This is a genomic window from Streptomyces sp. HUAS MG91 (assembly GCF_040529335.1).
Taxonomy (GTDB): domain Bacteria; phylum Actinomycetota; class Actinomycetes; order Streptomycetales; family Streptomycetaceae; genus Streptomyces; species Streptomyces tabacisoli.
Genome location: NZ_CP159534.1, coordinates 1,041,277 through 1,067,574 on the forward strand (window position 1 = coordinate 1,041,277; position 26,298 = coordinate 1,067,574).

Annotated in this window: 21 protein-coding genes; 11 read left to right on the forward strand and 10 right to left on the reverse strand. The window is 71.4% G+C overall.

Annotated elements, in window-relative coordinates:
* Nucleotides 1-1,170, forward strand: a complete 1,170-nt coding sequence (locus tag ABII15_RS04860; RefSeq protein WP_353941032.1) for an LLM class flavin-dependent oxidoreductase — start codon at nucleotides 1-3, stop codon at nucleotides 1,168-1,170.
* A gap of 64 nt (nucleotides 1,171-1,234) precedes the next feature.
* Nucleotides 1,235-2,440, forward strand: a complete 1,206-nt coding sequence (locus tag ABII15_RS04865) for an NAD(P)-binding domain-containing protein (protein WP_353941033.1) — start codon at nucleotides 1,235-1,237, stop codon at nucleotides 2,438-2,440.
* 60 nt (nucleotides 2,441-2,500) lie between these two features.
* On the opposite strand, the gene mltG is transcribed toward ABII15_RS04865, so the two are convergent.
* Nucleotides 2,501-3,346: an endolytic transglycosylase MltG gene (gene mltG / locus ABII15_RS04870; protein ID WP_353941034.1), complete on the reverse strand. Its 846-nt coding sequence runs from the start codon at nucleotides 3,344-3,346 to the stop codon at nucleotides 2,501-2,503.
* A gap of 123 nt (nucleotides 3,347-3,469) precedes the next feature.
* Nucleotides 3,470-5,287 (reverse strand): ABC transporter ATP-binding protein, encoded by a 1,818-nt coding sequence (locus ABII15_RS04875; protein ID WP_353941035.1) that lies wholly within the window; start codon nucleotides 5,285-5,287, stop codon nucleotides 3,470-3,472.
* A 95-nt stretch (nucleotides 5,288-5,382) separates the two neighbouring features.
* On the opposite strand from ABII15_RS04875, the gene ABII15_RS04880 reads away from it, so the two are divergent.
* The 3 genes from ABII15_RS04880 (at nucleotide 5,383) to ABII15_RS04890 (ending at nucleotide 10,369) form a co-directional block, all read left to right on the forward strand.
* Nucleotides 5,383-5,826, forward strand: coding sequence for a MarR family transcriptional regulator (locus tag ABII15_RS04880; protein ID WP_353941036.1), 444 nt, complete (start codon nucleotides 5,383-5,385; stop codon nucleotides 5,824-5,826).
* Nucleotides 5,827-5,866: 40 nt separating this feature from the next.
* Nucleotides 5,867-8,827: an FAD-binding and (Fe-S)-binding domain-containing protein gene (locus ABII15_RS04885; RefSeq protein WP_353941037.1), complete on the forward strand. Its 2,961-nt coding sequence runs from the start codon at nucleotides 5,867-5,869 to the stop codon at nucleotides 8,825-8,827.
* Between the two features lie 105 nt (nucleotides 8,828-8,932).
* Nucleotides 8,933-10,369 carry a Gfo/Idh/MocA family oxidoreductase gene (locus tag ABII15_RS04890; protein ID WP_353941038.1) on the forward strand — a complete coding sequence of 479 codons (1,437 nt, stop codon included), beginning with the start codon at nucleotides 8,933-8,935 and terminating at the stop codon, nucleotides 10,367-10,369.
* A 193-nt stretch (nucleotides 10,370-10,562) separates the two neighbouring features.
* On the opposite strand, the gene ABII15_RS04895 is transcribed toward ABII15_RS04890, so the two are convergent.
* Nucleotides 10,563-11,306: a hypothetical protein gene (locus tag ABII15_RS04895; RefSeq protein WP_353941039.1), complete on the reverse strand. Its 744-nt coding sequence runs from the start codon at nucleotides 11,304-11,306 to the stop codon at nucleotides 10,563-10,565.
* A 290-nt stretch (nucleotides 11,307-11,596) separates the two neighbouring features.
* Here ABII15_RS04895 and ABII15_RS04900 point away from each other — a divergent pair, with 290 nt between their 5' ends.
* Nucleotides 11,597-13,477 (forward strand): ABC transporter ATP-binding protein, encoded by a 1,881-nt coding sequence (locus tag ABII15_RS04900; RefSeq protein WP_353941040.1) that lies wholly within the window; start codon nucleotides 11,597-11,599, stop codon nucleotides 13,475-13,477.
* Nucleotides 13,474-15,264: an ABC transporter ATP-binding protein gene (locus ABII15_RS04905; RefSeq protein WP_353941041.1), complete on the forward strand. Its 1,791-nt coding sequence runs from the start codon at nucleotides 13,474-13,476 to the stop codon at nucleotides 15,262-15,264. The genes ABII15_RS04900 and ABII15_RS04905 overlap by 4 nt, the downstream gene beginning before the upstream one ends.
* Before the next feature lie 29 nt (nucleotides 15,265-15,293).
* Here ABII15_RS04905 and ABII15_RS04910 read toward each other — a convergent pair whose 3' ends face one another.
* Nucleotides 15,294-16,088 carry a metal-dependent hydrolase gene (locus tag ABII15_RS04910; RefSeq protein WP_353941042.1) on the reverse strand — a complete coding sequence of 265 codons (795 nt, stop codon included), beginning with the start codon at nucleotides 16,086-16,088 and terminating at the stop codon, nucleotides 15,294-15,296.
* 193 nt (nucleotides 16,089-16,281) lie between these two features.
* Here ABII15_RS04910 and ABII15_RS04915 point away from each other — a divergent pair, with 193 nt between their 5' ends.
* From ABII15_RS04915 to ABII15_RS04925, 3 genes are all read left to right on the forward strand, one after another.
* Nucleotides 16,282-18,795: a DUF3516 domain-containing protein gene (locus tag ABII15_RS04915; protein ID WP_353941043.1), complete on the forward strand. Its 2,514-nt coding sequence runs from the start codon at nucleotides 16,282-16,284 to the stop codon at nucleotides 18,793-18,795.
* Between the two features lie 82 nt (nucleotides 18,796-18,877).
* On the forward strand, nucleotides 18,878-19,750 hold the full coding sequence (locus ABII15_RS04920; protein ID WP_353941044.1) for an acyl-CoA thioesterase II: 873 nt from the start codon (nucleotides 18,878-18,880) through the stop codon (nucleotides 19,748-19,750).
* Between the two features lie 5 nt (nucleotides 19,751-19,755).
* Entirely contained in the window at nucleotides 19,756-20,283 is a 528-nt protein-coding gene (locus ABII15_RS04925) for a tetratricopeptide repeat protein (RefSeq protein ID WP_353946961.1), read from the forward strand.
* A gap of 19 nt (nucleotides 20,284-20,302) precedes the next feature.
* On the opposite strand, the gene ABII15_RS04930 is transcribed toward ABII15_RS04925, so the two are convergent.
* Together ABII15_RS04930 and ABII15_RS04935 are read right to left on the reverse strand one after the other, a co-directional pair.
* Complete coding sequence (locus ABII15_RS04930; RefSeq protein ID WP_353941045.1) at nucleotides 20,303-21,181, reverse strand: DUF6397 family protein; 879 nt, start codon at nucleotides 21,179-21,181, stop codon at nucleotides 20,303-20,305.
* 141 nt (nucleotides 21,182-21,322) lie between these two features.
* Nucleotides 21,323-21,736: a roadblock/LC7 domain-containing protein gene (locus tag ABII15_RS04935; protein ID WP_353941046.1), complete on the reverse strand. Its 414-nt coding sequence runs from the start codon at nucleotides 21,734-21,736 to the stop codon at nucleotides 21,323-21,325.
* 119 nt (nucleotides 21,737-21,855) lie between these two features.
* Between ABII15_RS04935 and ABII15_RS04940 the strand changes: the two genes are divergently transcribed.
* Nucleotides 21,856-22,284: a PPOX class F420-dependent oxidoreductase gene (locus tag ABII15_RS04940; protein ID WP_353941047.1), complete on the forward strand. Its 429-nt coding sequence runs from the start codon at nucleotides 21,856-21,858 to the stop codon at nucleotides 22,282-22,284.
* A 10-nt stretch (nucleotides 22,285-22,294) separates the two neighbouring features.
* On the opposite strand, the gene ABII15_RS04945 is transcribed toward ABII15_RS04940, so the two are convergent.
* The 4 genes from ABII15_RS04945 to ABII15_RS04960 form a co-directional block, all read right to left on the reverse strand.
* Nucleotides 22,295-22,897 (reverse strand): ATP/GTP-binding protein, encoded by a 603-nt coding sequence (locus ABII15_RS04945; protein ID WP_353941048.1) that lies wholly within the window; start codon nucleotides 22,895-22,897, stop codon nucleotides 22,295-22,297.
* Nucleotides 22,878-23,222, reverse strand: a complete 345-nt coding sequence (locus tag ABII15_RS04950) for a DUF742 domain-containing protein (RefSeq protein WP_353946962.1) — start codon at nucleotides 23,220-23,222, stop codon at nucleotides 22,878-22,880. Before ABII15_RS04950 ends, ABII15_RS04945 begins: the two co-directional genes overlap by 20 nt.
* A gap of 148 nt (nucleotides 23,223-23,370) precedes the next feature.
* A complete protein-coding gene (locus ABII15_RS04955) occupies nucleotides 23,371-23,808 on the reverse strand; it encodes a roadblock/LC7 domain-containing protein (RefSeq protein ID WP_353941049.1) in 438 nt (145 codons plus the stop codon).
* A complete protein-coding gene (locus ABII15_RS04960) occupies nucleotides 23,805-26,288 on the reverse strand; it encodes a nitrate- and nitrite sensing domain-containing protein (RefSeq protein ID WP_353941050.1) in 2,484 nt (827 codons plus the stop codon). Before ABII15_RS04960 ends, ABII15_RS04955 begins: the two co-directional genes overlap by 4 nt.
* Nucleotides 26,289-26,298 lie beyond the last annotated feature (10 nt).

Here is a 26,298-nt window from a genome sequence, read left to right on the forward strand (position 1 = left end):
ATGACCGTGTCCCTGCACTGGTTCCTGCCGACCGGCGGCGACGGGCGGACCCTGGTCGACCGGCACGCGTTCAGCGGCGGCGCGCTGGGCGGCACACCGGCCCGTGCGGTCGCCGGGGTGCGGGCGCCCAGCCTGGACTACCTGATCCAAATCGCCAAGGCGGCCGAGCAGTTGGGCTTCGAAGGGGTCCTCACACCGACCGGCACCTGGTGCGAGGACGCCTGGCTGACGACCGTGGCCCTCGCCCAGCACACGCGCCGGCTCAAGTTCCTCGTCGCGTTCCGGCCCGGCGTGATCTCCCCGGTGCTCGCCGCGCAGATGGCGTCGACGTACCAACGTCTCACTCAGGGGCGGCTGTTGCTCAATGTGGTCACCGGCGGCGACTCGGCCGAGCAACGGCGCTACGGCGATCACCTCGACCACGACCACCGCTATGCCCGCACCGACGAGTTCCTCTCCGTCGTGCGCGGCGTGTGGGGCGGGAGCGCGCGGGACCCGTACGACTTCGCGGGCGAGCACTACCGGATCGACGGCGGCTACTCGGCGCTGCCGCCCGAGCCCGTGCCGCAGATCTTCTTCGGTGGTTCGTCGGCCGCCGCCGGGCCGGTCGCCGCGCGGCACACGGACGTCTATCTGACGTGGGGCGAGCCGCCGCAGCAGGTGAAGGAGAAGATCGACTGGATCCGGTCGCTCGCCGAGCGGGAGGGGCGGACCGTGCGGTTCGGGATCCGGCTGCACACGATCACGCGTGACTCGGCGCGGGACGCCTGGACCACCGCCGACCGGCTGCTCGACGACCTCTCTCCCGAGACGGTCGCGGCGGCGCAGGCCGCGCTCGGGCGCAGCGAGTCGGTGGGACAGCAGCGGATGCTCGCGCTGCACGGCGGCAAGCGGGAGGGCCTGGAGATCTCGCCCAACCTTTGGGCCGGGGTCGGTCTCGTGCGCGGTGGCGCGGGGACGGCGCTCGTGGGCAGCCACGCCGAGGTCGCCGACCGGATCGAGGAGTACCACGCGCTCGGCATCGAGCACTTCGTGCTGTCCGGCTATCCGCATCTGGAGGAGGCGTACTGGTTCGGGGAGGGCGTGATCCCCGAACTGGTGACGCGCGGGCTCGTGGCACCGGTGACGGCCGGGAGCGGTGCGCCGCTTCTGGTGGCCGGCGGGCGCTGAGCCCGGGCCGCACGACGGTACGGGGGCCGGGAAGATCCCGGGCCCCGGCCGAGTTGGTAGAAACGTGAACGAGATCGGGGTACGAGAGGCTGCCGGCTCCACCGACGGTGCGCGGCAGGTCGACGTCGTGGTCATCGGCGCAGGGCAGGCCGGCCTGTCCGCCGCCTTCCATCTGCGGCGGGTGGGCTTCGAGCCGGAGCGTGACTTCGTGGTCCTCGACCATGCGCCCCGGCCCGGCGGGGCCTGGCAGTTCCGCTGGCCCTCGCTCACGTACGGCAAGGTCCACGGGATGCACTCGCTCCCGGGCATGGAGCTGACCGGCGCCGATCCCGCGCGGCCGTCGTCGGAGGTCATCGCCGAGTACTTCGACACGTACGAGGAGACCTTCGGGCTGCGGGTGCGGCGCCCCGTCGATGTGCGGCGGGTGCGCGAGGGGGACGGCGGGCGGCTGCTCGTCGAGACCTCGGCCCGGGTGTGGTCGACACGCGCTCTGATCAACGCGACGGGGACCTGGGACCGGCCGTTCTGGCCGCGCTATCCGGGCCAGGAGACGTTCCTCGGACGGCAGGTGCACACCGCGGGGTACCCGGGGCCCGAGGCGTTCGCGGGGCAGCGGGTGGTCGTGGTCGGCGGGGGCGCCTCCGGGACCCAGCATCTGATGGAGATCGCCCCGTTCGCCGCGTCGACGACCTGGGTGACGCGGCGGGAGCCCGTCTTCCGCGAGGGCCCGTTCGACGAGGAGCGGGGCCGCGCCGCGGTCGCCCTCGTCGAGGAGCGGGTGCGGCAGGGGCTCACGCCGCTGAGCGTGGTGTCGGTGACCGGGCTGCCGGTGAACGACGCGATCCGCGAGGCCCGGGCGAACGGGGTTCTGGACCGGCTGCCGATGTTCGACCGGATCACGCCGACGGGTGTGGCCTGGGACGACGGCCGTAAGGTCGCGGCGGATGTGATCCTGTGGGCCACCGGATTCCGTGCGGCGATCGACCATCTGGCTCCGCTGAAACTGCGCGAGCCCGGCGGTGGCATCCGGATGACGGGGACCCGTGCGGCGCTCGATCCGCGGGTGCATCTCGTGGGGTACGGGCCGTCGGCGAGCACGATCGGCGCGAACCGCGCGGGGCGCGCCGCGGTGCGGGAGATCCAGCGGCTGCTCGACCGGGAGAACCGGGAGAGCGGGGAGAACCAGGCCGACTGGGCTGGACAGGTGGGCCGAGAAGGACCGAAGAACCGGGAAGCGCAGGCGGACCGGGAAGCGGCGGAGGTCGCCTGAGCCGTCCTGAGGACGCGGCGAGTCCGGCCGCGCCCGCCGTACCGGCGTGAACCCGGCGCCTCAGCCGTCCTTCTTCTCCGCCTTCTCCGCCGCCCTGTTCCTGTTGAACTCCGCGACGTTCTTCTGCTGCTCCGCGAAGTCCGCGGTGAAGCGGGTGTCCCCCGGCTTGACCGTGACGAAGTACAGCCAGTCGCCCTGGGGCGGGGCGGCGGCCGCCTTCAGCGCCTGCTCGCCGGGGTTGCCGATCGGTGACGGCGGCAGGCCCATGCGCGCGTACGTGTTGTACGGGCTGTCGCTCTTGGTGTCCTTCTCGGTGGTCGCCAGCGTGGAGCGGCCGAGCCCGTAGTTGAGCGTGGAGTCCATCTGCAGCGGCATGCCGTGGTTCAGCCGGTTGTAGATGACGCGGGCCACCTTGCCCATGTCCTCCTTGTTGTCGGCTTCGGCCTCGACGATGCTCGCGATGGTGACGGTCTGGTACTGGCTCGCCGTGTCCGGCTGGGCGCCCGCTGTGGAGTTCGGCCCGTGGAACTTCTTGTTGGCCGTATTGACCATGTACGTGAGCAGGGACTGCGGTGTCGACTTGTCGCTCAGGGGATACGTCGCCGGGAAGAGGTAGCCCTCGGGGTTGCCCGCCGCGTCGCTCGGCAGCTTGAGGCCCGCCTTGGGCGCGGCCTTCCTGGTGGTGCCGGCCGGCACACCGAGCGCCTTGTCCACGGCGTCGTAGACCTGCCCCGACCGCCAGCCCTCGGGAATGGTCAGCGCCTGGGGGCTGTCCTGGCCGTCGCCCGACACGGCCAGCGGTACCACCACGGCGGTGGCCGCCGCGACGGCCCCGGTCGCCAGCAGGACGATGCGCCCTCTGCGCGTGAGTCGAATCGTGCTCCGTCGCGGAGTCTCGTTCAGCATGCGGAAAAGGTAACCCGCACATCAGGGCAAATACGACATATCTTTACTCCGGTCCGACATATCTTCAGTCCGGAACCCGGCACCGCCCCCGGGTGGGCCGGCGCTCCCGACGGGGCTCCGGCTTCATGCCGCCGTCTTCTCCAGCTGGGCGTCGCGCCGCACCAGAGCCGCGTACCGGCCGTCGCGGCCCAGCAGCTCGTCGTGGGTGCCGCGCTCGGCTATGCGGCCGGAGTCCAGGACCACGATCTGGTCGGCACCCCGGACCGTGGACAGCCGGTGCGCGATGGTGAGCGTGGTGCGGTCGGCCGAGAGAGCGTCGATGGCTTCCTGCACGGCGTGCTCGGTACGGGTGTCGAGGGCGCTGGTCGCCTCGTCCAGGATGAGGATCGGCGGATCGCGCAGGATGGTCCGGGCGATCGCCAGCCGCTGCTTCTCGCCTCCCGAGAAGCGGTGCCCGCGCTCGCCGACCACGGTGTCGTAGCCGTCGGGCAGCGAGGCTATGTGGTCGTGGATCTGCGCGGCCCGCGCGGCGGCGTGCAGCTCCGCGTCGGTGGCGTCGGGCTTGGCGAACCGCAGGTTCTCCGCGACGGAGGCGTGGAACAGATAGGTCTCCTGGGAGACGACGCCGATGGACCGCGCGAGGGTGTCGAAGTCCAGGTCGCGCACATCGACGCCGTCGACCGTGACCCGGCCGCCGGTGACGTCGTACAGGCGGGGCACCAGATAGCTGAGCGTGGACTTGCCGGAGCCGGTGGGCCCGACGACGGCGAGGCTGCCGCCCGCGGGAACGGTGAGGTCGATGCCGTCGAGGACCGGGGCGTGCCGGTCGTCCGCGACGTCGTAGCGGAACTCGACGTCCTCGAACCTGACCTCTCCCTTGACGGTGTCGAGGTGGACCGCGTCCGGGCGCTCGGTGATGTCGACGGGCAGGTCGAGGTATTCGAAGATGCGCTGGAACAGGGCGAGCGAGGTCTGGATCTGGACGCCGGTCTGCAGCAGGCTCACGGTCGGCCGGAACAGGCCCTGCTGGAGCGAGACGAACGCGACGAGCGTGCCGATGGAGACGGTGGGCCCGCCGAGCTGGAGGGCTATGCCTGCTGTCCAGTAGATGACCGCGGGCATGGCGGCCATGACGATGGAGATGATGGCCATGCGCCAGCGGCCCGCCATGTTCGACCGGACTTCGAGGTCGACCAGGCCGTCCGACTCGTCGGCGAAGGACCGGGTGAGGGAGTCGGCCCGGCCCATGGTGCGGCCGAGCAGGATGCCGCTGACGGACAGCGACTCGGTGACCGTGGCGGCCATCGCCGCCATCTGCTTCTGGCGCTGGGTGGCGATCTTCTTGCGCTCGCGACCGACCCTGCGACTGATCCACACGAAGACCGGCAGCAGGAGCAGGGACACGATCGTAAGACGCCAGTCGAGGGCGACCATCGCGATGATCGTGGCGACGACACTCGTCAGGTTCGAGACCAGGGAGGTCGCCGTGGAGGTCACGGTCGCCTGCATGCCGCCGATGTCATTGGCGATGCGGGACTGGACCTCGCCGGTGCGGGTCCGGGTGAAGAAGGCGAGGGACATGCTCTGCAGCCGGCCGTAGACGGCCGTGCGCAGGTCGTGCATGACGCGCTGGCCGACGGTGGTGCTGATGAGCGTCTGCAGCACGCCGAACGCGCTGGTGACGACGGCACTGACGATCATGCCGAGGGCCAGCAGGCTGAGCAGCCCGGTGCGGCCCTGCGGGATGGCGACGTCGAGGATCTCCCTGAGCAGGAACGGCGTCGCGACCGTGACCAGGGACGCGGCGCCGACCAGAAGCCCGACGAGGGCGAGGCGGCCGCGGTAGGGGCGGAAAAGGGACAGGATGCGTCGGATCTGCCGCGGCTGCCCCGAGCTCGTGGCATCGGGGGGCGGCGTCCAGGTGATGTCGTCGCGGGGCATGGGCCTCCTAGATTCCGAGATGTCGAGCGACTTGAGGAGCATAGCTCATTGTTACCTATACTCACAATGCACAAAGTCCTGGTAATGTTCCCGGCATGAACACCCCGGACGCCGACGGGTTCCTGGCCGAACAGCTGCTGCGGCTGACCCGCCGCCTGCACCGCATCCAGAAGCGCCAGCTGGAGCCGGTCGGGATCACTCCCGCCCAGTCCCGGCTGCTGCGCGCCCTCGTCCATTACGACACACCGCCCCGGATGGCCGATCTGGCCGAGCGTCTCGAGGTGGTGCCGCGCGCCGTGACCACCGTGGTGGACGGTCTGGAGGCGGGTGAGCTGGTCCGCCGGGTGCCGGACCCCACCAATCGCCGGGTCATCCGGATCGAGCTCACGGAGCGGGGCCGGACCGCCCTGCGGGAGCTGCGCAGCGCGCGCCGCGCGGCGGCAGAGGAGATCCTGGCCCCATTGGACACGGAGCAGCGCGCCCAGCTGACGGTGTTGCTGAACGCCCTGTTCGAAGCCCCGCGGGAGCGGGACTGCTGACACCGCGGACCGCCGACCGTCCGCCGACCGAGGAGAGGCCATGCCGCTGCTGGAGCCGAAGCCGGAAGCCCTGCGTCCGGGGTCCCGACCGTCCGACCCGGCGCCCGACCGGGTCGAGGAGCGGCAGGCCGGCGGCACCCCCGAGCCGCTGCGCACGGACCTGACCGAGCTGCTCGGCGCGGACAAGGTGCTGACGAAGATCTCCGACCTGGTGCGCTACGCCTCGGACGCGAGCCCGTACCGCTTCGTACCGCAGGTCGTGGTGCTCGCCCAGGACATCGACGACATCTCGGCGGTGCTGTCGTACGCGCACGGCAAGGGCCGCGAGGTCGTCTTCCGCGCGGCGGGCACGTCGCTGAACGGGCAGGCGCAGGGCGAGGACATCCTCGTCGACGTGCGGCGGTTCTGGTCGGGCATCGAGGTGCTCGGCGACGGTGAGCGGGCGCGCATCGGTCCCGGCACCACGATCGTGCGCGCCAATGCGACCCTCGCGCGGCACGGGCGGGTCCTGGGCCCCGACCCGGCGAGCGCGATCGCCTGCACCGTCGGCGGCGTGGTCGCGAACAACGCCTCGGGCATGACGGCGGGCACGACCCGGAACTCGTACCGGACGCTCGCCTCGCTCACCTTCGTCCTGCCGTCGGGCACGGTCGTCGACACCGCGGGCCCGGAGGCGGACGCGGACCTCGCACGGGCCGAGCCGGCGCTCTGCGAGGGGCTGCTGGCGATCAAGCGGGAGATCGAGGCGGACACCGAGCTGACCCGGCGGATCCGCGCCAAGTACGAGATCAAGAACACGAACGGGTATCGGCTCGACGCGTTCCTGGACGGTTCGACGCCGGTCGAGATCCTGCGCGGTCTGATGGTGGGGTCGGAGGGCACCTTCGGCTTCATCTCCGAAGTCGTCTTCGACACGCTGCCGCTGGACCGCAGGGTGTCGACGGCGCTGCTGTTCTTCCCCTCGCTCCCGGCGGCGGCCGCGGCGGTGCCGGTCTTCAACGAGGCGGGGGCGCTGGCCGTCGAGCTGATGGATGGCAACACGCTGCGCGCCTCGGTGAGCGTGCAGGGCGTGCCGCAGGACTGGGCCCAGCTGCCGAAGGAGACGACGGCGCTGCTCGTGGAGTTCCGCGCGCCGGACGAGGAGCGGCAGGCGGCGTACGAGGAGAAGGCCGCGCAGGTGCTCGACGGGCTCGACCTCGTCGCGCCCGTCGCCTCGGTGACCAATGAGTTCACGCGGGACGCGAAGACGATCTCGGGCTTCTGGAAGGCGCGCAAGGCGTTCGTGACGGCGGTCGGCGGCTCACGCCCCTCGGGGACGACGCTGATCACGGAGGACTTCGCCGTGCCGCCCGCGCGCCTGGCAGAAGCCTGTGAGGCGCTGCTCGAACTCCAGACGCGGCACGGCTTCGACGCCGCCGTGGCGGGCCATGCCGCGCACGGCAATCTGCATTTCCTGCTGGCGTTCGACGCGGGAAAGCCCGCGGACGTGGACCGGTACGCGGCCTTCATGGACGACTTCTGCACGCTCACGGTGGAGCGGTTCGACGGCTCGCTGAAGGCGGAGCACGCCACGGGCCGCAACATCGCGCCCTTCCTGGAGCTCGAATGGGGCCCCAGGGCGACGGAGTTGATGTGGCGCACCAAGCAGGTCATCGACCCGGACGGGGTGCTGGCCCCGCGCATCGTCCTCGACCGCGATCCGAGGGCGCATCTGCGCGGCCTGAAGACGATCCCGAAGGTGGAGCTGATCGCGGACCCGTGCATCGAGTGCGGCTTCTGCGAATCCACCTGCCCGAGCGAGGACCTGACCACGACGCCGCGGCAGCGGATCGTGCTGCGCCGCGAGATGATGCGTCAGCCGTCGGGGTCACCGGTCGAGGACGAGCTGATCGAGGCCTACGGCTACGACGCGGTGGACACCTGCGCCGGGGACTCCACCTGCAAGCTGTCCTGCCCCGTCGGCATCGACACGGGCGCCTTCATGAAGGGCTTCCGGCACGCGCGGCACTCGCCGCGCGAGGAGAAGGTGGCCGCCCTCACCGCGAAGAACTTCAAGGCCGTCGAGGCGTCGGCCCGGCTCGCCGTGGCGGCCGCCGACAAGATCGGTGACCGGCTGCTGACCGGCGTCACCACCGCCGCCCGCAAGGCGATCCGCCCCGATCTCGTCCCCGAGTGGCTGCCGGAGATCCCCGCCGCGGCGGCCCGCAGGATGCCACGCACCGCACGCGTGAGCGCCACGGCCGTCTACTACCCGGCGTGTGTGAACCGCATCTTCGGTACGCCCGGCGACGTCTCCCTCCCCGAGGCCGTCGTCGCGGTCTCCGCCCGCGCGGGCAGGCCGGTCTGGATCCCCGACGACGTGGCCGGGACGTGCTGCGCCACGATCTGGCACTCCAAGGGCTACGACGAGGGCAACACGATCATGGCGAACCGGATCGTCGAAGCAGCCTGGGGCTGGACCGCCGGCGGCCGTCTCCCGCTGGTCGTGGACGCGTCCTCGTGCACGCTCGGCATCGCGCACGAGGTGGTGCCGTACCTGACGGACCACAATCGGGAGCTGCACGCCGAGCTGAAGATCGTCGACTCCCTGGTGTGGGCGGCGGACGAGCTGTTGCCGCGCCTCACGATCGAGCGGACGGTCGGCTCGGCCGTGCTGCACCCGACCTGCTCGATGGAACACCTCGGCGACGTGGACCAGTTGAGGGCGGTCGCCGAGGCCTGTGCCGACGAGGTCGTGATGCCGGACGACGCGGGCTGCTGCGCCTTCGCGGGCGACCGCGGCATGCTGCACAAGGAGTTGACCGAGTCGGCGACGGCGAAGGAGGCCGCTGAGGTCACTTCCCGCTCCTACGACGCGCATCTGTCGGCGAACCGGATGTGCGAGGTCGGCATGGATCACGCCACCGGTCGCACCTACTACTCGGTTCTCGTGGAGCTGGAGCGTGCGACGCGGCCCGCGCGCGTCAGTCGATCCGTTCACGGGAGTCCAAAGGCTCAGTAAAGGAAGTCCAACTCCCCGACCACTCAGGGCTCTTGCGCCCCGCTCTCACCGCCTCCAGGGTGGCTTGCGTTTGCCACGCACCGCACCCACCACCCTGGAGGTCCGATGCACGACGACAGCCTTCCCCTCGACACCCCCGAGCCCGAAGGCCGTTCACGCCGCGATGTGCTGCGCTCGGCGGGTGTCGCGGGGGCGGGGATAGGCCTCGGCCTCGGCGCACTGGAGTCGGGACCGGCGTACGCCGCGTCGCCCGCGGACGCGCACACGGCGGCGAGCACGGCGCCCGCCCGGCAGGGCGCGACGATGATCGGCGTCCCGTTCGAGCGGCGCTCCACGGTCCGCGTCGGGATCATCGGCCTCGGCAACCGCGGCGGCAGCATGATCGACCTCTTCCTGGCGCTGCCGGGCGTGCGGGTCGTCGCGCTGTGCGACCCGGTGAAGGACAAGACGGAGCGGGCCGCCGCCAAGGTGACGGCCGCGGGTCAGCCGGCCCCGGCGACGTACACCAAGGGCGATCACGACTACGAGAACCTGTGCAAGCGCGGCGACGTGGACTTCGTGTACGCGGCGACGCCCTGGGACCGGCACTTCGAGATGGCGAAGACGGCGATGCTGAACGGCAAGCACGTCGGCGTCGAATGCCCCATCGCGCTCCAGCTCGATCAGCTGTGGGAGCTGGTGAACCTCTCCGAGCGCACCCGTCGGCACTGTATGCAGCTGGAGAACTGCTGCTACGGCCGCAACGAGATGCGGGTGCTGCGGATGGCGCACGCGGGCAAGTTCGGTCAGCTCCTGCACGGCGCGGGGGCGTACAACCACGATCTGCGCGGCCTGATGTTCGACCCGGACTACTACGAGGGCCCGTGGCGACGGCTGTGGCACACCCGGCTGCGCGGTGATCTCTACCCCAACCACGGCTTCGGTCCGGTCGCCAACTACATGGACGTCAACCGCGGTGACCGGGTCACGCACATCTCCAGCTTCGGCACGCCGTCCCTCGGCCTCGCCGAGTACCGGGCCGCCCATATGCCCGCCGGCGACCCGAGCTGGAAGGAGTCCTACATCGAGTCGGACCGCACCATCAGCCTCGTGCAGACGGCGAAAGGCCGGGTGATCCGGCTGGAACACGATGTCAGCACCCCGCACCCGTACTCGCGAATCAATCAACTGGGCGGCACGAAGGGTGTGTTCGAGGACTATCCGGAGCGCATCTACATCGAGCCGGATCACAAGGACGACGCCTGGGGCGACTTCTCGAAGTACGCCGACTGGGACCACTGGCTGTGGAAGGAGCACGCCGATCCGCCCGGCGGCCACGGCGGCATGGACTACATCATGGTCTACCGCCTGATGCAGACGATGCGGCTCGGTCTCGTACCGGACTTCGACGTGTACGACGCCGCGACGTGGACCTCGCCGGTGCCGTTGAGCCATCTCTCCATCAAGGCGAAGGGCGCGCCGCAGCCGATCCCGGACTTCACGCGCGGCGGGTGGCGCACGAAGCGCGGAGGCGTCGATTCGCAGAGGCCGACCGAAGAGTAGTCGGCTCTCGTCGCCATGCTGCTGACCCTGTCGGCCCTGGTCAACGCCGTGCTCGTGCCTCCGGTGCTGCCGTACGCCCGTCTCGCCGTCAACTACGGCGAGGCGGGCGCCCCACCGGTACGGTCTCGCGCGCGCTGTCGCACCGGGGCCCGCGTCGACAACGGCCACGACATCGACAAGCGCGGGTCTGGTGTCAGGCCGCCCCGAGTTCGGCCTTGTCTCCCATGACCACGACCGGGTGCTGTGCGGGGTCGAGCGTCTTGAGCAGGTATTCCATGTTCGCCTTCGACTGGCTCACGCAGGCCGAGGTGCCGCTGCCGTGGTCCATGTGCAGCCAGATGCTGCCGCCCTTGGTCTGGCCCTGCGGACGTGTCGGGTCGTTCGGCGCGGTGCCCTTCACCCGGTTGTAGTCGATCGCGATGACGTAGTCGAAGTCGTGCCAGTGCGACTTCGCCCAGTAGTGCGGCGCCTGGATCGACGCGGTCTGCGTGTAGGGCAGCTTCGCCCCCGGGTCGGCCAGGACGCCACCGGCGTCGCTGAGCGTGAACACGCCGACGGGACTGCGCTTGTCGTCCTCCCGGTGGCTCGTCGTCCAGCCCTTCTTGCCGTTGTGCCCGGACCAGCCGCGGGCCTTCTTCCAGGTGTCGCCCGACTTGGTGTAGAGGACGATCGTCGAGTCCGCGGAGTTCTTCCCGTCCCCGTAGACCGCGACGACCTGCCGTGAGTTCGCGGGAATCTGCTTCTGGTAGCGGGCGCCGACGTCCGGGATCGTCTTCGAGGCGGCCGGCCGTGCCGCGTCGGTGTGCGCGTCGTCGTCCGAGCCGTGCCCTCCTGACGTGGCACTTCCGCCGTCCGCGCCGCACGCCGCCACCGTCGTCAGCAACACCCCGCAGGCCGCCGCCGCGACACCCGCCCGAACCGCACCCGCAATACGCATGCGTTCCATGCTCGCACCCCGGCGGGCGAACCCCCGCGCCGGGCCCGGCCGCCACGGCCGTACCCGGCCGAATCTTTGCCGCCCGACAAAAAACCGTTTGCCTCCGGTCACTGAGGGGCGCGAACCTTTCACGGTTTGTTCCGTCGTCTTCCGCTCTTCCCACCCGCTTCCCGCCTCCACCCCTCCTGATCTCCGCTTCTCCCCCTCCACCACCCCGCGGCCCCTTCCGTCTCTCCCGCCTCCGCCATTCCCCCTCATCTTCTTATCGACTTGTCGATACCTGGGACGTCATGCAGATCTCCGACCTTCCGTACTCCGATCCGGGCGTGCCCGACGCGCGCTCCGGCCCCCGGTTCCTGCTCTGGCTCGGCCGGAACCAGATCGGCGGCCAGCTCAAGTCCCTCGCCTGGGGACTGCTCCACTTCAGCTCGGTCGCCGGTCTCCCGTACGGCGTGGGCTACGCCGTCCAGGCCGTCGTCGACCGCTCCGGCACCCGGCTCGCCGCCGCGGGCGGGCTGATCGTGCTGCTCGGTGCCGCCATCGCGCTCGGCGACACCATGCTGCACCGCACCGCGGTCACCAACTGGATCACCGCGGCGGCCCGGGTGCAGCAACTGCTCGCCCGCAGGACCGCCGCGCTCGGCGCCGCGCTGACCCGGCGGGTGGCCGCCGGTGAGGTCGTCGCGGTGTCCACCGGCGACGTCGAGAAGATCGGCTGGTTCGTCGAGGCGCTCTCGCGCTTCGCCGCCGCCGCGCTCACCGTCGTCCTGGTCTGCGTCGCTCTCGTCGTGTACCAGCCCGCGCTGGGTGCCGTCGTCGCGATCGGCATGCCGGTTCTCGCCCTCGCCGTCCTGCCGCTGCTGCCCCGCGCCACCCGGCGCGCGGACCATCAGCGGGAGAAGGCGGGCCGCGCCACCGAACTCGCCTCGGACACGGTCGCCGGACTGCGCGTGCTGCGCGGCATCGGCGGCGAGGAACTCTTCCTCGACCGCTACCGCCGCGCCTCGCAGGAGGTCCGCAAGGCCGCCGTGCGCAGTGCTCGTATGTGGTCGCTCATCTCCGCGATCCAGGTCCTCCTTCCCGGACTGCTGCTCATCGTGGTCGTCTGGTACGGCGTCCACCTCGCCCGCGAGGGCCGGATCAGCGTGGGCGAACTGGTCACCGTGTACAGCGCGGTGATGATCCTGAACTACCCGCTGCGGCACTTCGAGGAGATCGCCATGGCGTACTCCTTCTCGCGGCCGTCGGCGCAGCGTGCCGCGCGGGTGCTCTCGCTGCAACGCGTCACCGAGCCCGCGGGCGGACTCCTCGACACGACCGCGCCGTCCGGTGATCTGTACGACCCGGCCACCGGCGTGCTCGCCCCGGCCGGGCTCCTCACCGCCGTCGTGTGCGGTGACCCGGACCTGGCGGGGCGGCTCGCCGACCGGCTCGGCGGGCATCCGGCATCGACGGAGACGGGCGATGCCCCGAACCCCGACGACACCGCCGCCGGTGACGATGAGCGCGAGGCCGAGAAGGCAGGGCTGCCCTCCGTACTGCTGGGCGGGATCCCGCTGGACGAGCTGCCGCTGGACGTCGCCCGCTCGGTCGTGCTCGTCCAGGACAAGGATCCGGTGCTGCTCTCCGGCACGCTCGCCGAACTCCTCTACGTACCGTCCTCCGGTGCGGTCCGGCCGGAGGACGCGCTGGCCGCGGCGCAGTGCGCGGACGTGCTCGACGCCCTGGCGCAGTCGTCCCTGGACGAGGACCCCATGAGCGCCCGGATCACCGAGCGCGGCCGCTCCCTCTCGGGCGGCCAGCGCCAGCGTCTGGCGCTGGCCCGGTCGCTGGTCACCGACCCGGAGGCGCTGGTCCTCGACGAGCCCACGTCCGCCGTGGACTCGCACACCGAGGCCCGGATCGCCCAGGGGGTGCGTGCTCTGCGGCAGGGCCGCACGACGGTGGTCCTCACCTCGTCCCCGCTGCTCCTGGACCGCGCGGACCGGGTGGTGTTCGTCCAGGACGGCACGGCCGTCGCGGTCGGCGAGCACCGCGAACTGGTGCGTACCGAACCCCGGTACCGAGCGGTCGTCACCCGCGAGACCGACGCGGAGGCGCCGGCCGTGCGCACCGGCCCCCGACCGGCCTCCGAAACCGGCATCGAGATCGACATCGAGGAGACGGCATGATCGGCGTAGCGCCACCGGCCTACGACCCGGCGGCCCCCACCACCGCGAACACCCTGCCGGTCGGCGCGCCGGCGACGGTGCGCGGCTATGTGCGCGAGCTGTACCAGCGCCACCGGCGCGCCTTTCTGCTGCTCATCGGCGTCAACACGGTCTCGGTCGTCGCGTCCATGGTCGGGCCCTATCTGCTGGGCGGCCTGATCGAGGACGTCACGGACGGCGCGGGCGCGCTGCGCGACCTGCACCTGGAGCGGATCATCGCCGTGTTCGCGCTCGCCCTCGTCGTGCAGGCCGTGTTCACCCGGCAGGTGCGGCTGCGCGGGGCGATGCTCGGCGAGCGGATGCTGGCGGACCTGCGCGAGGACTTCCTGGTGCGCTCCGTCGGGCTGCCGCCCGGCGTCCTGGAGCGGGCCGGCACGGGCGATCTGCTCTCCCGGATCACCACGGACATCGACCGCCTGGCGAACGCCATGCGGGAGGCCGTGCCGCAGCTGTCCATCGGTGTCGTGTGGGCGGCCCTGCTCATCGGCGGCCTCGCGGTCACCGCGCCGCCGCTGGCTCCGGTGATCCTGATCGCGGTACCGGTCCTCGTGATCGGCTGCCGCTGGTACTTCAAGCGGGCGCCGTCCGCGTACCGCTCGGAGGCGGCCGGGTACGCGGCCGTCGCCGCGGCGCTCGCGGAGACCGTGGACGCCGGCCGGACCGTCGAGGCGCACCGGCTCGGCGACCGCCGGGTGGAGCTGTCCGAGCGCCGCGTCAAGGAGTGGACGGCGTGGGAGCGCTACACGCTCTATCTGCGCTCGGTCCTCTTCCCCGTGATCAACGCGGTGCACGTCCTGGTGCTGCTGTCCGTCCTCCTGATCGGCGGCGTCTTCGTCCTCCAGGGCTGGATCGACGTCGGCCAGCTGACCACGAGCGCGCTCATCGCGCAGATGCTGGTGGATCCGGTGGGTCTGATCCTGCGCTGGTACGACGAGCTCCAGGTGGCCGGGGTGTCCCTGGCCCGGCTCGTCGGCGTACGGGACATCGAGCCGGACGCGGGCGACGCCTCGGTGCGCCCCGACGGGCGTGACGTGCACGCCGACGAGGTGCACTTCGGCTACCGCGAGGGCGTCGACGTGCTGCGCAAGGTGTCCCTCGAAGTGCGGCCGGGCACGCGGCTCGCCCTGGTCGGCCCGTCCGGTGCGGGCAAGTCGACGCTGGGCCGGCTGCTCGCCGGGATCTACGCGCCGCGAAGCGGGCAGGTCACGCTCGGCGGCGCGGAGCTGTCCCGGATGCAGGCGGAGCAGGTCCGCTCGCACGTGGCGCTGGTCAATCAGGAGCACCACGTCTTCGTCGGCTCGCTCCGCGACAACCTGCGGCTGGCCCGGACCGACGCCGAGGACGCCGAGCTGTGGGCGGCGCTCGGCGCCGTCGACGCCGACGGGTGGGCGCGGGGTCTGGCCGAGGGCCTGGACACCGAGGTCGGATCGGGCGGGACGGCGCTCACGCCCGCGCAGGCCCAGCAGATCGCCCTGGCCCGGCTGGTCCTCGCCGATCCGCACACTCTGGTCCTGGACGAGGCGACCTCGCTGCTCGACCCGCGCGCGGCCCGCCACCTGGAGCGCTCGCTCGCCCGGGTCCTCGACGGCCGGACGGTCGTGGCCATCGCGCACCGGCTGCACACCGCGCACGACGCGGACGTGATCGCCGTGGTCGAGGACGGCCGCATCCGCGAGCTGGGCAGCCATGACGAGCTGGTCGCGGCCGACGGGGCGTACGCCGCGCTGTGGCGGTCCTGGCACGGGTGACCGGGCCAGGAGGCGGTGCGCGGCCGGGCTCAGATGAAGTTGAGCGCGGCCGCGCACCCCACTCCGCCGGCCAGCATGAACACGGGCATGAGCACCTTGAGCTCGATCCAGCTGCCGGCCCGGAACCGCATGGGCTTGGGCGGGCCGAGCGGGTACCAGCGCTTGCGGCCGATGGGGATGGGCCACAGGATCGGGCAGCCCGAGACCGTGAGGGCGTCCCCGATGTCGTGGACCAGGGCGCCGAGCACGATCGGCAGGCCCAGCCACAGGTACTCCTGGCCGGGATCGGTGAACAGCCAGTCCGATCCGTTGCCCGGTTGGTCGAGGACTCCGGCGATGATCCAGGCGCTGGTCGCCGCGAGCAGCCATACCAGGACGTCGCTGCTGGATCCGCGGGCGGCCCGCCACAGCAGTCCCTCGATGGCGAGCACCATGTGGACGAAGAGGATGGCCAGGACGGCCCAGCGCCCCCCGGTGATGGCCGCGACCGAGGCGCCAGCCCCGGTGAGAACCGCCCAGACCCAGGTGTGGGTGAGGGTGCGGTGCCCTCCCGAGCGTCGGGGGTCCGCCGCGGTCCTGGTCGCCTTGTAGACGGCGTACGAGAGTTTGTCGACGATCTCGCAGAGCCATTTGGAGAGCGGGCCGAAGGCGCGTGAGATGGTCGCCGCCTTGTGGTCGAGGTCGGGGGCGAGTGCCGCGCCCGCGCAGATCAGGGCGCCCGCCAGGACGACCGGCCAGGGCATCGGGTGCCCCGCGGCCGCCGCGGCCGCGCCCACCCCCAGCCAGGCCGCCGCTCCTGACAACGAGTGTGCCGGTCCCATCATGGCTCTGTTCCGCCCCTGTCCCACTTGTGCCGACCGCCCGCGTCGTGTCGACATGTCCCTTGTACCGACGCTCTGTTGACTTATCGAGGGTGTACGTACCCTGACGCCCCGTCGGCGACCCAGCGTAACCTTCGTGATCTTCGTACGGGCATCCGATTGCCGGATCGGGGCGGAAGGCAGGCAAGATGGTGACGTGACCCTTATCGATCAGCTCCCGCAGACCGCAGATCCGGACGCCCTCTACGACGCCTTCGAGTCGTGGGCACAGGAGCGTGGTCTCACCCTCTATCCGCACCAGGAGGAGGCGCTGATCGAGGTGGTGTCGGGTGCGAACGTGATCGTGTCGACGCCCACCGGCTCCGGCAAGAGCATGATCGCGGCCGCTGCGCACTTCGCGGCGCTCGCCCGCGACGAGGTCACCTTCTACACGGCACCGATCAAGGCGCTCGTCTCCGAGAAGTTCTTCGAGCTGTGCAAGATCTTCGGCACCGAGAACGTCGGCATGCTCACCGGCGACGCGTCGGTCAACGCGGACGCGCCCGTGATCTGCTGCACCGCCGAGGTACTGGCCTCCATCGCGCTGCGCGACGGCGCCCAGGCCGACATCGGCCAGGTCGTGATGGACGAGTTCCACTTCTACGCGGAGGGCGACCGCGGCTGGGCCTGGCAGATCCCGCTGCTGGAACTGCCGCAGGCGCAGTTCATCCTGATGTCGGCGACGCTCGGCGACGTCTCGATGTTCGAGAAGGACCTGACGCGCCGCACCGGCCGCCCCACCTCGGTGGTCCGCTCGGCCACCCGTCCGGTGCCGCTGTCCTACGAGTACCGGCTCACGCCGCTCACCGAGACGCTGACCGAGCTGCTCGACACGAGGCAGGCCCCGGTCTACATCGTGCACTTCACGCAGGCGCAGGCCGTCGAGCGCGCGCAGGCGCTGATGAGCATCAACATGTGCACGCGCGAGGAGAAGGACCGGATCGCCGAGCTGATCGGCAACTTCCGGTTCACCACGAAGTTCGGCCGCAACCTGTCCCGCTACGTGCGTCACGGCATCGGCGTGCACCACGCGGGCATGCTGCCGAAGTACCGGCGCCTCGTGGAAAAGCTCGCCCAGGCAGGCCTGTTGAAGGTCATCTGCGGCACGGACACCCTCGGCGTCGGCGTCAACGTCCCGATCCGTACGGTGCTGTTCACGGCGCTCACCAAGTACGACGGCACCCGGGTGCGCACGCTGCGCGCCCGTGAGTTCCACCAGATCGCTGGGCGGGCCGGCCGGGCCGGCTTCGACACGGCGGGCTTCGTCGTGGCCCAGGCGCCCGAGCACGTCATCGAGAACGAGAAGGCGCTGTCGAAGGCCGGCGACGATCCGAAGAAGCGGCGCAAGGTCGTCCGCAAGAAGGCCCCCGAGGGTTTCGTCGGGTGGACGGAGAGCACCTTCGAGAAGCTCATCGCCTCCGAGCCGGAGCCGCTGACCTCCCGCTTCCGCGTCACGCACACGATGCTGCTGTCGGTCATCGCGCGTCCGGGCAACGCGTTCGACGCGATGCGCAAGCTGCTCGAGGACAACCACGAGCCGCGCAAGGCCCAGCTGCGGCACATCCGCCGGGCCATCGCGATCTACCGCTCGCTGCTCGACGGCGGCATCGTCGAGAAGCTGGACCAGCCCGACGCCACGGGCCGGATCGTCCGGCTGACCGTCGACCTCCAGCAGGACTTCGCGCTCAACCAGCCGCTGTCGACGTTCGCCCTCGCCGCCTTCGATCTGCTCGACAAGGAGTCGCCGTCGTACGCGCTCGACATGGTGTCGGTCGTGGAGTCCACGCTCGACGACCCGCGGCAGATCCTGCACGCCCAGCAGAACAAGGCGCGCGGTGAGGCCGTCGCCCTGATGAAGGCGGACGGGGTCGAGTACGAGGAGCGCATGGAGCGCCTCCAGGACATCTCCTACCCGAAGCCCCTGGAAGAACTGCTCTTCCACGCCTACAACACGTACCGCACGAGCCACCCGTGGGTCGGCGACCACCCGCTGTCGCCGAAGTCGGTGATCCGGGACATGTACGAGCGCGCGATGTCCTTCACCGAGTTCGTCTCCCACTACGAGCTCGCGCGCACCGAGGGCATCGTCCTGCGCTACCTGGCGAGCGCCTACAAGACGCTCGACCACACCGTGCCCGACGACCTCAAGTCGGAGGACCTGGAGGACCTGATCGCCTGGCTGGGCGAGATGGTGCGCCAGGTCGACTCCAGCCTGCTTGACGAGTGGGAGCAGCTGGCCAACCCGGAGGAGATGACGGCCGAGGAGGCCCAGGAGAAGGCCGACCAGGTCAAGCCGGTCACGGCGAACGCGCGCGCCTTCCGTGTCCTCGTCCGCAACGCGATGTTCCGCCGGGTCGAGCTCGCCGCGCTCGACAACGTCGAGGAACTCGGCGAGCTGGACGGCGACGCCGGGTGGGACGCCGACGCCTGGGGCGAGGCCATGGACAAGTACTGGGACGAGTACGAGGACCTCGGTACCGGGCCCGACGCGCGCGGTCCCAAGCTGCTCATGATCGAGGAGGATCCCGAGCACGGTCTGTGGAAGGTCCGCCAGACCTTCGCCGACCCGAACGGCGACCACGACTGGGGCATCAGCGCCGAGGTCGACCTCGCGGCCTCCGACGCCGAGGGCCGGGCCGTCGTCCGGGTCACGGACGTCGGTCAGCTGTAGTCCCCCGGCCGGCCGGACGACCGGGTCCGGCCGCGTCCCCGCGCCTGATCCGTCCGGGCGCCCACACGAGAGAGAACCACGCATGACGAATCCCGCGGAGCGGCTTGTCGACCTGCTCGACCTGGAGCAGATCGAGGTCAACATCTTCCGTGGGCGCAGCCCGCAGGAGTCCCTGCAGCGCGTCTTCGGCGGGCAGGTCGCAGGGCAGGCCCTGGTGGCCGCGGGCCGCACCACCGAGGGCGACCGTCCCGTGCACTCGCTGCACGCGTACTTCCTGCGCCCGGGCCGTCCGGGCGTGCCCATCGTGTACCAGGTCGAACGGGTCCGCGACGGCCGCTCGTTCACCACGCGCCGGGTCACCGCCGTCCAGCAGGGTCGCACGATCTTCAATCTCACCGCCTCCTTCCACAAGCCCGAAGAGGGAGCCTTCGAGCACCAGTTGCCGCCGGCCCGGGAGGTTCCGGACCCGCAGTCGCTGCCGACGATCGCCGAAGAGATCAAGGGCCATCTGGGGGCGCTGCCCGAGGCGCTGGAGCGCATGGCCCGGCGCCAGCCCTTCGACATCCGCTACGTGGACCGGCTGCGCTGGACCCCGGAGGAGGTCGCGAGCGCCGAGCCGCGCAGCGCCGTGTGGATGCGTGCGGTCGGTCCCCTCGGTGACGACCCGCTGGTGCACACCTGCGCGCTCACGTACGCCAGCGACATGACCCTCCTCGACGCCGTGCGGCTGCCGATCGAGCCACTGTGGGGCCCGCGCGGATTCGACATGGCCTCGCTCGACCACGCCATGTGGTTCCACCGTCCTTTCCGTGCCGATGAGTGGTTCCTGTACGACCAGGAGTCGCCGATCGCGACGGGCGGTCGTGGTCTGGCCCGGGGCCGCATCTACGACGTCGAGGGCCGGCTGCTGGTGTCCGTGGTGCAGGAGGGCCTGTTCCGGAAGCTCGAATCGTGAGCGCCGTGGAGCCGGGCGATCTGGAGACGCTGCTCGCGCAGTCGGTGCGGCTGCGCGAGACGGGCCACCGGGAGGAGGCGCGCGAGCGGCTGCTCGCCCTGCGCGCCCGGTTCCCCGAGGACGTCCGTGTCGCGTACCAGACGGCGTGGGCCCATGACGTCCTCGGTCTCGAGGCGGACGCCGTCCCGCACTATGTCGACGCGGTCGCGGGCCCGGGGCTGTCCACGGATGACCGGCGCGGTGCGCTGCTCGGCCTCGGCAGCACCTACCGCACGCTCGGCCGCCACGCGGATGCCGTGGCCACACTGAGCGCGGCGACCGCGGAGTTCCCCGAGGACAACGCGCTCAAGACGTTCCTGTCGATGGCGCTGTACAACGTGGGGCGCGCCCATGACGGCATGCGGCTGCTGCTGACGGTGCTGGCCGCGACCAGCGCCGACCCGGACATCGTGGGCTACCGGCCCGCGATCGAGTACTACGCCAGAGACTTGGACGCCGTCGAGGGCGACGGCTCCGCGGACGGCACCGACTAGGCCTTTCGCGCCCCGGGGTTCACCCTCGTCTGCCGAGCAGGCGCCCCCACAGGCTCCGCGTCGGCTCGGCCGGGGCCGGAACCGTGAAGTCCTCGGCTGCCACCGGGTGCGCCGGGGCGTGCGGTCCGTCGGGTGCGGGCTGCGGAGCAGCAAGGAGTGGCGCCGGTCGCAGCCGGCGGGCCTTGTCCAGGCTCAGGAGCAGATTGGCCCGCAGCCAGCTGATCTCGGCCGGGTCGTCGGCGACGAGGATCCGCTCGACGACCTGCGCGGTGGGCGAATCCGGCGCCCCGTACCAGCTCTCGTGGGGCCGCAGCCGAAGCAGGTGGGTCCGCTCGTGGGGACTGTCGACCATGTCGGCGAGCAGGTCTGCGTCGAGGAACGTGGTGATCGCGGCGGCCCGCTCCCAGGGATCACCGCACTGGTCGAGCAGATATCGGGCGTGCCGGGACCGCCAGGTCCGTGGCCGCAGGTCTTTCCCGGCCGCGATGCGGGCGCGCATCGCGGCCGGTGCCCGCCCGGTCAGGAGCGGGGCGTGGACCTCGGACCGCGCGAACTCCTGCAGTTCCTGCGCCAGGTACAGCCAGACCACGGTCTTGTAGCGGTTGACGTAGAACTTCGCGGGCGTCAGCATCCCGGCCCGCGCGAGCCGGGTGAACCGGCTCGGCGGGATGTCCATGATCGACGCGCCCTGCGCGGTGCCCACCACGCGGACCTGCTCACGCAGGGCGTCCGGAAATCCCTCGGCCTCGCGAATACGGTCGATCTCTTCACGCGGCACCCGGCGCAGGCCGCCGTCCGGTGCCGCGACGGTGCGGATCCGGCCGAGCCGGACGGCCAGGTCGAACTCGCCCCGCTTCAGGCCCAGCTCACGCGCCGCGCTCCCCTGAGGCCTGGTCATGGTGTTGCCTTGCACGATGGTCTCCCCCGTCGAACGATGCACGGCAGTCACTCTCCGTGACCACCCGGGAAAACCGTAGCGCTGATCGACCTTCCGCGTGCGAGCCTGTGGATAACTCCACCGTCGCCGGAAACCCGCAGGTCAGAGCTCTCCGGCGGACGACCTCTCCGGCTGCCGCTTGCCGACGCCGAGGTGTTCGCCGACGCGGTTGACCAGGAGGGTCATCTCGTAGGCGACCTGGCCGATGTCGGCCTCCGCGTCGCTGAGCACGCACAGGCAGCTGCCGTCCCCGGCGGCGGTGACGAACAGGACGGCGTCGTCGAACTCGATCATCGTCTGCCGTACGCCGCCCGCACCGAAGTGCCGACCCGACCCCTTGGCGAGGCTGTGCAGTCCGGACGAGACGGCGGCGAGATGCTCGGCGTCCTCGCGCCCCAGATCCGAACTGGCGCCGGTGACGAGTCCGTCGTTGGACAGCACCAGGGCATGGCGCACGTGTTCGACACGCCCCGTCAGGTCGTCGAGCAGCCAACCGAGTCCGGTGTTCTCCGCCATGTTCCTGTCTCCCCGCTCCCCTGTGACTCCCCGTCTCCGGGCACGGCGTCTCCCCTGCCCGGAGGATTTGTCTCGCAAGCCTTCCCCACGGCCGCCCTCCGGGCAAGCAGGATGGGCCCATGGCACACAAGATGACCGATGAGGAATGGCACGCCTTCGTCTCCGAGGGCACGCGCACGGCCAAGCTGTCGACGGTGCGGGCGGACGGCAGTCCGCACATCGCGCCGGTCTGGTTCGTCCTGGACGGCGACGACATCGTCTTCAACACCGGCAAGGACACGGTGAAGGGCCGCAATCTGGCCCGCGACGGCCGCGTCGCCCTGTGCGTGGACGACGAGCGGCCGCCGTTCTCGTTCGTGACGATCCAGGGGCACGCCGAACTCAGCGAGGAGCCGGCCGAGCTGGTGGAGTCGGCCACCCGGATCGGCGGCCGGTACATGGGCGCGGACCGCGCCGAGGAGTTCGGCAGGCGCAACGGCGTACCCGGCGAACTCGTCGTCCGGGTCCGTGTCGACAAGGTCGTGGCGCTCGGTGACGTAGCCGACTGAGCCGGGCCGGTCAGCCGACCGAGTCGAGCAGCCGGGCGGTGTACATCCGCCCGGCGTACTCGACGAGCCGGATCAGCACCTCCTTCCCCGAGTCCTTGTCGCGCGCGTCGCACAGCACCACAGGGGTCCCGCGGTCGAGGTCGAGGGCCTGTGCCACTTCGTGTGCCCCGAACGCCCTGGCGCCCGCGAAGCAGTTGACCGCCACGACGAACGGGATGCGGCGGTGCTCGAAGTAGTCCACGGCGGGGAAGCACTCCTCGAGCCGTCGGGTGTCCGCGAGGACGACGGCGCCGAGGGACCCTTGCGACAGTTCGTCCCACAGGAACCAGAAGCGGTCCTGCCCCGGCGTGCCGAACAGGTAGAGCGACAGACCGGATCTGATGGTGATGCGGCCGAAGTCCATGGCCACGGTCGTGGTGGTCTTGCGGGACACCGCCGCGGTGTCGTCCACCGACTGGCCCAGTTCGCTGAGCCGTTCCTCGGTGCGCAGCGGCCGGATCTCGCTGACCGCGCCGACCAGGGTGGTCTTGCCCACCCCGAAGCCGCCCGCGACCAGGATCTTCAGGGACAGGGCGGCGCTCTCGGCCGTGGAGTCAGAGTGCTCGGAGTCCATCGATGACCTCTCTCAAGATCGTTTCGGCCGGTAGCCGTGCGGGCGGAACCGGGCTGGTGACCTTGACGCAGCCCAGTTCGAGCAGGTCACCGAGGAGCACCCGGACCACTCCCACGGGGACCTCGGTGCCGGCGGCGAGTTCGGCGACGGTCTGCGTCTCGGCGCGGCACATGTCGATGATCGACCGGTGTTCGGGGCCGAGCACGATGTCGTCGTGGACGTCCGGCGCGGCGGATTCCAGGGACACCAGGGCGATCAGGTCGCACCGCGCTCCCTGGGGACTCGCCGAGGTACGGCCGGCGGTCACCGTGTAGGGGCGGACCATCGGCCCGGCCTCGTGGTCGAACCACTGGCTGCCCGGCGCCTCCGGACCGCCGGGCTTCTGAGGGCCCGTACGGGCTTGCGCGCCCTGGTGGGGCACGTCGAACAGGTCGTCGTCCGCATCGTCGTCCATGGGGCGTCAGCCGCCTCCCTCAGCCCGCGGTGGCCGACGGCCCGGCGAACCGGTCCGGTGAGCGCAGGTGTTCGCCCACCCGCTTCACCAGGCGGGCCATCTCGTAGGCGACGAGTCCGATGTCGGCCATGGCGGTGGTCAGGACCGCGAGGCAGGAGCCGTCCCCGGCGGCGGCGACGAACAGGAACGCGTCGTCCATCTCCACCATGGTCTGCCGCACGCCCCCGGTGCCGAAGTGCCGGCCCGTGCCCTTGGCGAGGCTGTTGAACCCGGAGGCGACGGCGGCGAGATGTTCGGCGTCCTCGCGGCCGAGGCCGTTGGACGCGCCGACGGCCAGACCGTCGTTGGAGAGCACCACGGCGTGCCGGAGTTCCGTGACCCGCGTGACCAGGTCGTCGAGGAGCCAGTCGAGTTCGCCGGATCCGTGGGCCGTGCCCGTGGTCGGTTCCTTGATCATGAGAGGTCTCCTCCGCTGCTGTCACTGCCTGGTGGACGTCCGCCGCCCCGGAGCCAGCCGTCCCGGAAGGACGCCATCCGGGCCCGGACCTGTTCGGGGGTGCGCTCCCCCGGCTCCGGAACGCCGCGCACGGAGGGCGGCCGGTCCTCGGGGCGCGTACGCAATTGGGGCGCGAGGCTGGCCTGGCGCACGCGGCGCGGCAGACCCTCGGGGTCCGCCGCCTCTCCGCCGTCCTGGGCGGCGGACATGCGCAGACGGAGTGCGGTGACACCGGACGGATGCGGTGTCTCCTCGGGTGCCGGTCCCGCCGAGGGGGCGAGCGCCGGGCGGGATGCGGGTGCGGGGACGGGATTGGTGTTCATGGGCGCTGCTTCGGGCTCGGGCACGCGCGCGTAGCGGCGCTCTTCTTCGGACGGTGGGTGGGGGGCGTCGGAGGTCTCGGCGCCGCCCTTGTGCAGCAAGGAGGTCGGCATGAGGACCACCGCTGTGGTGCCCCCGTAGGGGGAGGTGCGCAGGTTCACCTTGATGTCGTGGCGACGGGCCAGGCGGCTCACCACGAAGAGGCCGAGCCGGTCGCTGTCGAACAGGGCGAGTGTCTCGGACTGATGGATGCGTTCGTTCGCCTCGTCGAGGGCCTCTCTGCCCATGCCGAGACCGCGGTCCTCGATCTCGATGGCGTAGCCGTTGGCGACGGGCTCACCGTTGATGCGCACTTTGGTGTGCGGGGGCGAGAACTGGGCGGCGTTCTCGACGAGTTCGGCCAGCAGGTGGGTGAGGTCGGCGACGGCCGCGCCCGTGACGTCGACGTCCGCGAGGTGGCGTACCTCCACGCGCGCGTAGTCCTCGATCTCCGAGACCGCGGCGCGGCAGACGTTCGTCAGTGGGACGGGCACCCGCCAGGCGCGGCCCGGTGCGGCTCCGGAGAGGATGATGAGGCTCTCCGCGTGGCGTCGCATCCGGGTGGTGAGGTGGTCGAGGCGGAAGAGGTCGCCGAGTTCGCCCGGGTCCTCGGCGCGGCGCTCCATGGTGTCCAGGAGCCCGAGTTGGCGGTGGACGAGGACCTGGCTGCGCCGGGCCAGGTTCACGAAGACGCCGGAGATGCCGTTGGCGAGTTCGGCGCGCTCCACAGCGGCGTGCAGGGCCGCGCGGTGCACCGTGGTGAGCGCTTCCGAGACCTGTCCGGTCTCGTCCTCCGCGGGTGGCCCCTGGGGTGCCTCGGCCGCCACGTCGATCTCCTCGCCGGCCCGCAGCTTGCGCATGGCCTGCGGGAGTTTGCGCCGGGCGATCTCCAGGGCGGTGTTGCGCAGGCTGATCAGTTCGACGACGAGGCCGCGGCCGATCCGGACGGAGATGACCAGCGAGGCGACCACGGCGACGAGACCGAACAGCACGGCCGCGCCCGCCGGTGACAACAGCCCCCTGGTGAACGGATCGGAGCCGCCCGTGGAGTCGGCCCCGATGGCCCGCATGCCGTCCTGCACGGTCGCGTGCGCCACGACCCAGGTGTCCGTGGACGCGTCGGCGAGCGCCTTGCGCCCGGGCCGCGCGACGAGCGTCCGGTCCTCGACGGCGCGTACGTCGCCGTACGCGCTCCCCTCCGCGAGACGGTTCCAGGCGGCTCGCGCGGGCCCGCGCAGATCGGTGGTGGCCGTGTCGGTCAGCGTCCTGCGGGTCTCGGCGGCTCCGACGAACAGCCGGAGCCGCGTGTCGTCCAGGTCCCCGGCCAGGCGGGCGCTCGTCAGCAGCGCGTTCTCCCGCGACAGCATCTCGGCCGCGCGGGCGAGTTCGAGCAGTACGCGCGCGTCGGAGCCCGCTGCCGGGTCCTGGATTCCGGTGAGTGCCCCAACTGCCGTGAAGGCCGCGTCGATGCTCCCGCTGTACTGCCCGTAGGCGGTGTCCCAGCCGGTGCGGCGTTCCAGGACCGCGGCGCGCACGGTGCGCAGTCTCTCGGCGCCCGTCACGAAGGCGGCGAGCCGGACGGACATGCCATGAGGCAGGTCCGCGCCGTCGGCCACGGTGGTGCCCCGGCCCGGGCGGAGGGCGGTGACGGCACGGTCGGTGGCGGTGCCGAGCCGTTTGAGCACGTCGCCCCGGTCGGCCGCGGGCGCTGTGGCGTAGCCGACCGCCGCTTCCCGCTCCGCCTGGAGCGCCGTCACAGCCCGGATGACGGGCTTGCGCACGGTGGAGTCGACCTGCTGCGCCTGCCGGATGCGCGCGACGTCCTGGGTGGTGGCCACGGTCGCGTACCCCCACAGGGCGAGCAGGGAGACGACGGGCACCATCAGCAGACAGATGATCTTCGCCCGGACCGTTCGGGGGCGCAGGTGTCGGTGCCCCGCGCGCGTGGGGCGGCTGTTCGGCACGGGTCCGGTGGCGGCGTCCTCGGCAGCGGGCGGTCCGGCGTGTGCGCGCCGCCCGCGCGCGAGGGGCGCGGGTGTCGGTGGCGGGCCTGAGCCGGGAGTACTGCGGGGCGGGCGCATGGGCTCCTCG

What these genes read in the sequence shown, in the direction of transcription:
- ABII15_RS04860 (WP_353941032.1), top strand. Translation starts at nt 1, where the DNA reads ATGACCGTGTCCCTGCACTGGTTCCTGCCGACCGGCGGCGACGGGCGG.
- mltG (WP_353941034.1), bottom strand. Translation starts at nt 3,346, where the DNA reads ATGCTGAACGAGACTCCGCGACGGAGCACGATTCGACTCACGCGCAGA.
- ABII15_RS04875 (WP_353941035.1), bottom strand. Translation starts at nt 5,287, where the DNA reads ATGCCCCGCGACGACATCACCTGGACGCCGCCCCCCGATGCCACGAGC.
- ABII15_RS04880 (WP_353941036.1), top strand. Translation starts at nt 5,383, where the DNA reads ATGAACACCCCGGACGCCGACGGGTTCCTGGCCGAACAGCTGCTGCGG.
- ABII15_RS04885 (WP_353941037.1), top strand. Translation starts at nt 5,867, where the DNA reads ATGCCGCTGCTGGAGCCGAAGCCGGAAGCCCTGCGTCCGGGGTCCCGA.
- ABII15_RS04890 (WP_353941038.1), top strand. Translation starts at nt 8,933, where the DNA reads ATGCACGACGACAGCCTTCCCCTCGACACCCCCGAGCCCGAAGGCCGT.
- ABII15_RS04895 (WP_353941039.1), bottom strand. Translation starts at nt 11,306, where the DNA reads ATGCGTATTGCGGGTGCGGTTCGGGCGGGTGTCGCGGCGGCGGCCTGC.
- ABII15_RS04900 (WP_353941040.1), top strand. Translation starts at nt 11,597, where the DNA reads ATGCAGATCTCCGACCTTCCGTACTCCGATCCGGGCGTGCCCGACGCG.
- ABII15_RS04905 (WP_353941041.1), top strand. Translation starts at nt 13,474, where the DNA reads ATGATCGGCGTAGCGCCACCGGCCTACGACCCGGCGGCCCCCACCACC.
- ABII15_RS04910 (WP_353941042.1), bottom strand. Translation starts at nt 16,088, where the DNA reads ATGATGGGACCGGCACACTCGTTGTCAGGAGCGGCGGCCTGGCTGGGG.
- ABII15_RS04920 (WP_353941044.1), top strand. Translation starts at nt 18,878, where the DNA reads ATGACGAATCCCGCGGAGCGGCTTGTCGACCTGCTCGACCTGGAGCAG.
- ABII15_RS04930 (WP_353941045.1), bottom strand. Translation starts at nt 21,181, where the DNA reads ATGACCAGGCCTCAGGGGAGCGCGGCGCGTGAGCTGGGCCTGAAGCGG.
- ABII15_RS04935 (WP_353941046.1), bottom strand. Translation starts at nt 21,736, where the DNA reads ATGGCGGAGAACACCGGACTCGGTTGGCTGCTCGACGACCTGACGGGG.
- ABII15_RS04940 (WP_353941047.1), top strand. Translation starts at nt 21,856, where the DNA reads ATGGCACACAAGATGACCGATGAGGAATGGCACGCCTTCGTCTCCGAG.
- ABII15_RS04945 (WP_353941048.1), bottom strand. Translation starts at nt 22,897, where the DNA reads ATGGACTCCGAGCACTCTGACTCCACGGCCGAGAGCGCCGCCCTGTCC.
- ABII15_RS04950 (WP_353946962.1), bottom strand. Translation starts at nt 23,222, where the DNA reads ATGGTCCGCCCCTACACGGTGACCGCCGGCCGTACCTCGGCGAGTCCC.
- ABII15_RS04955 (WP_353941049.1), bottom strand. Translation starts at nt 23,808, where the DNA reads ATGATCAAGGAACCGACCACGGGCACGGCCCACGGATCCGGCGAACTC.
- ABII15_RS04960 (WP_353941050.1), bottom strand. Translation starts at nt 26,288, where the DNA reads ATGCGCCCGCCCCGCAGTACTCCCGGCTCAGGCCCGCCACCGACACCC.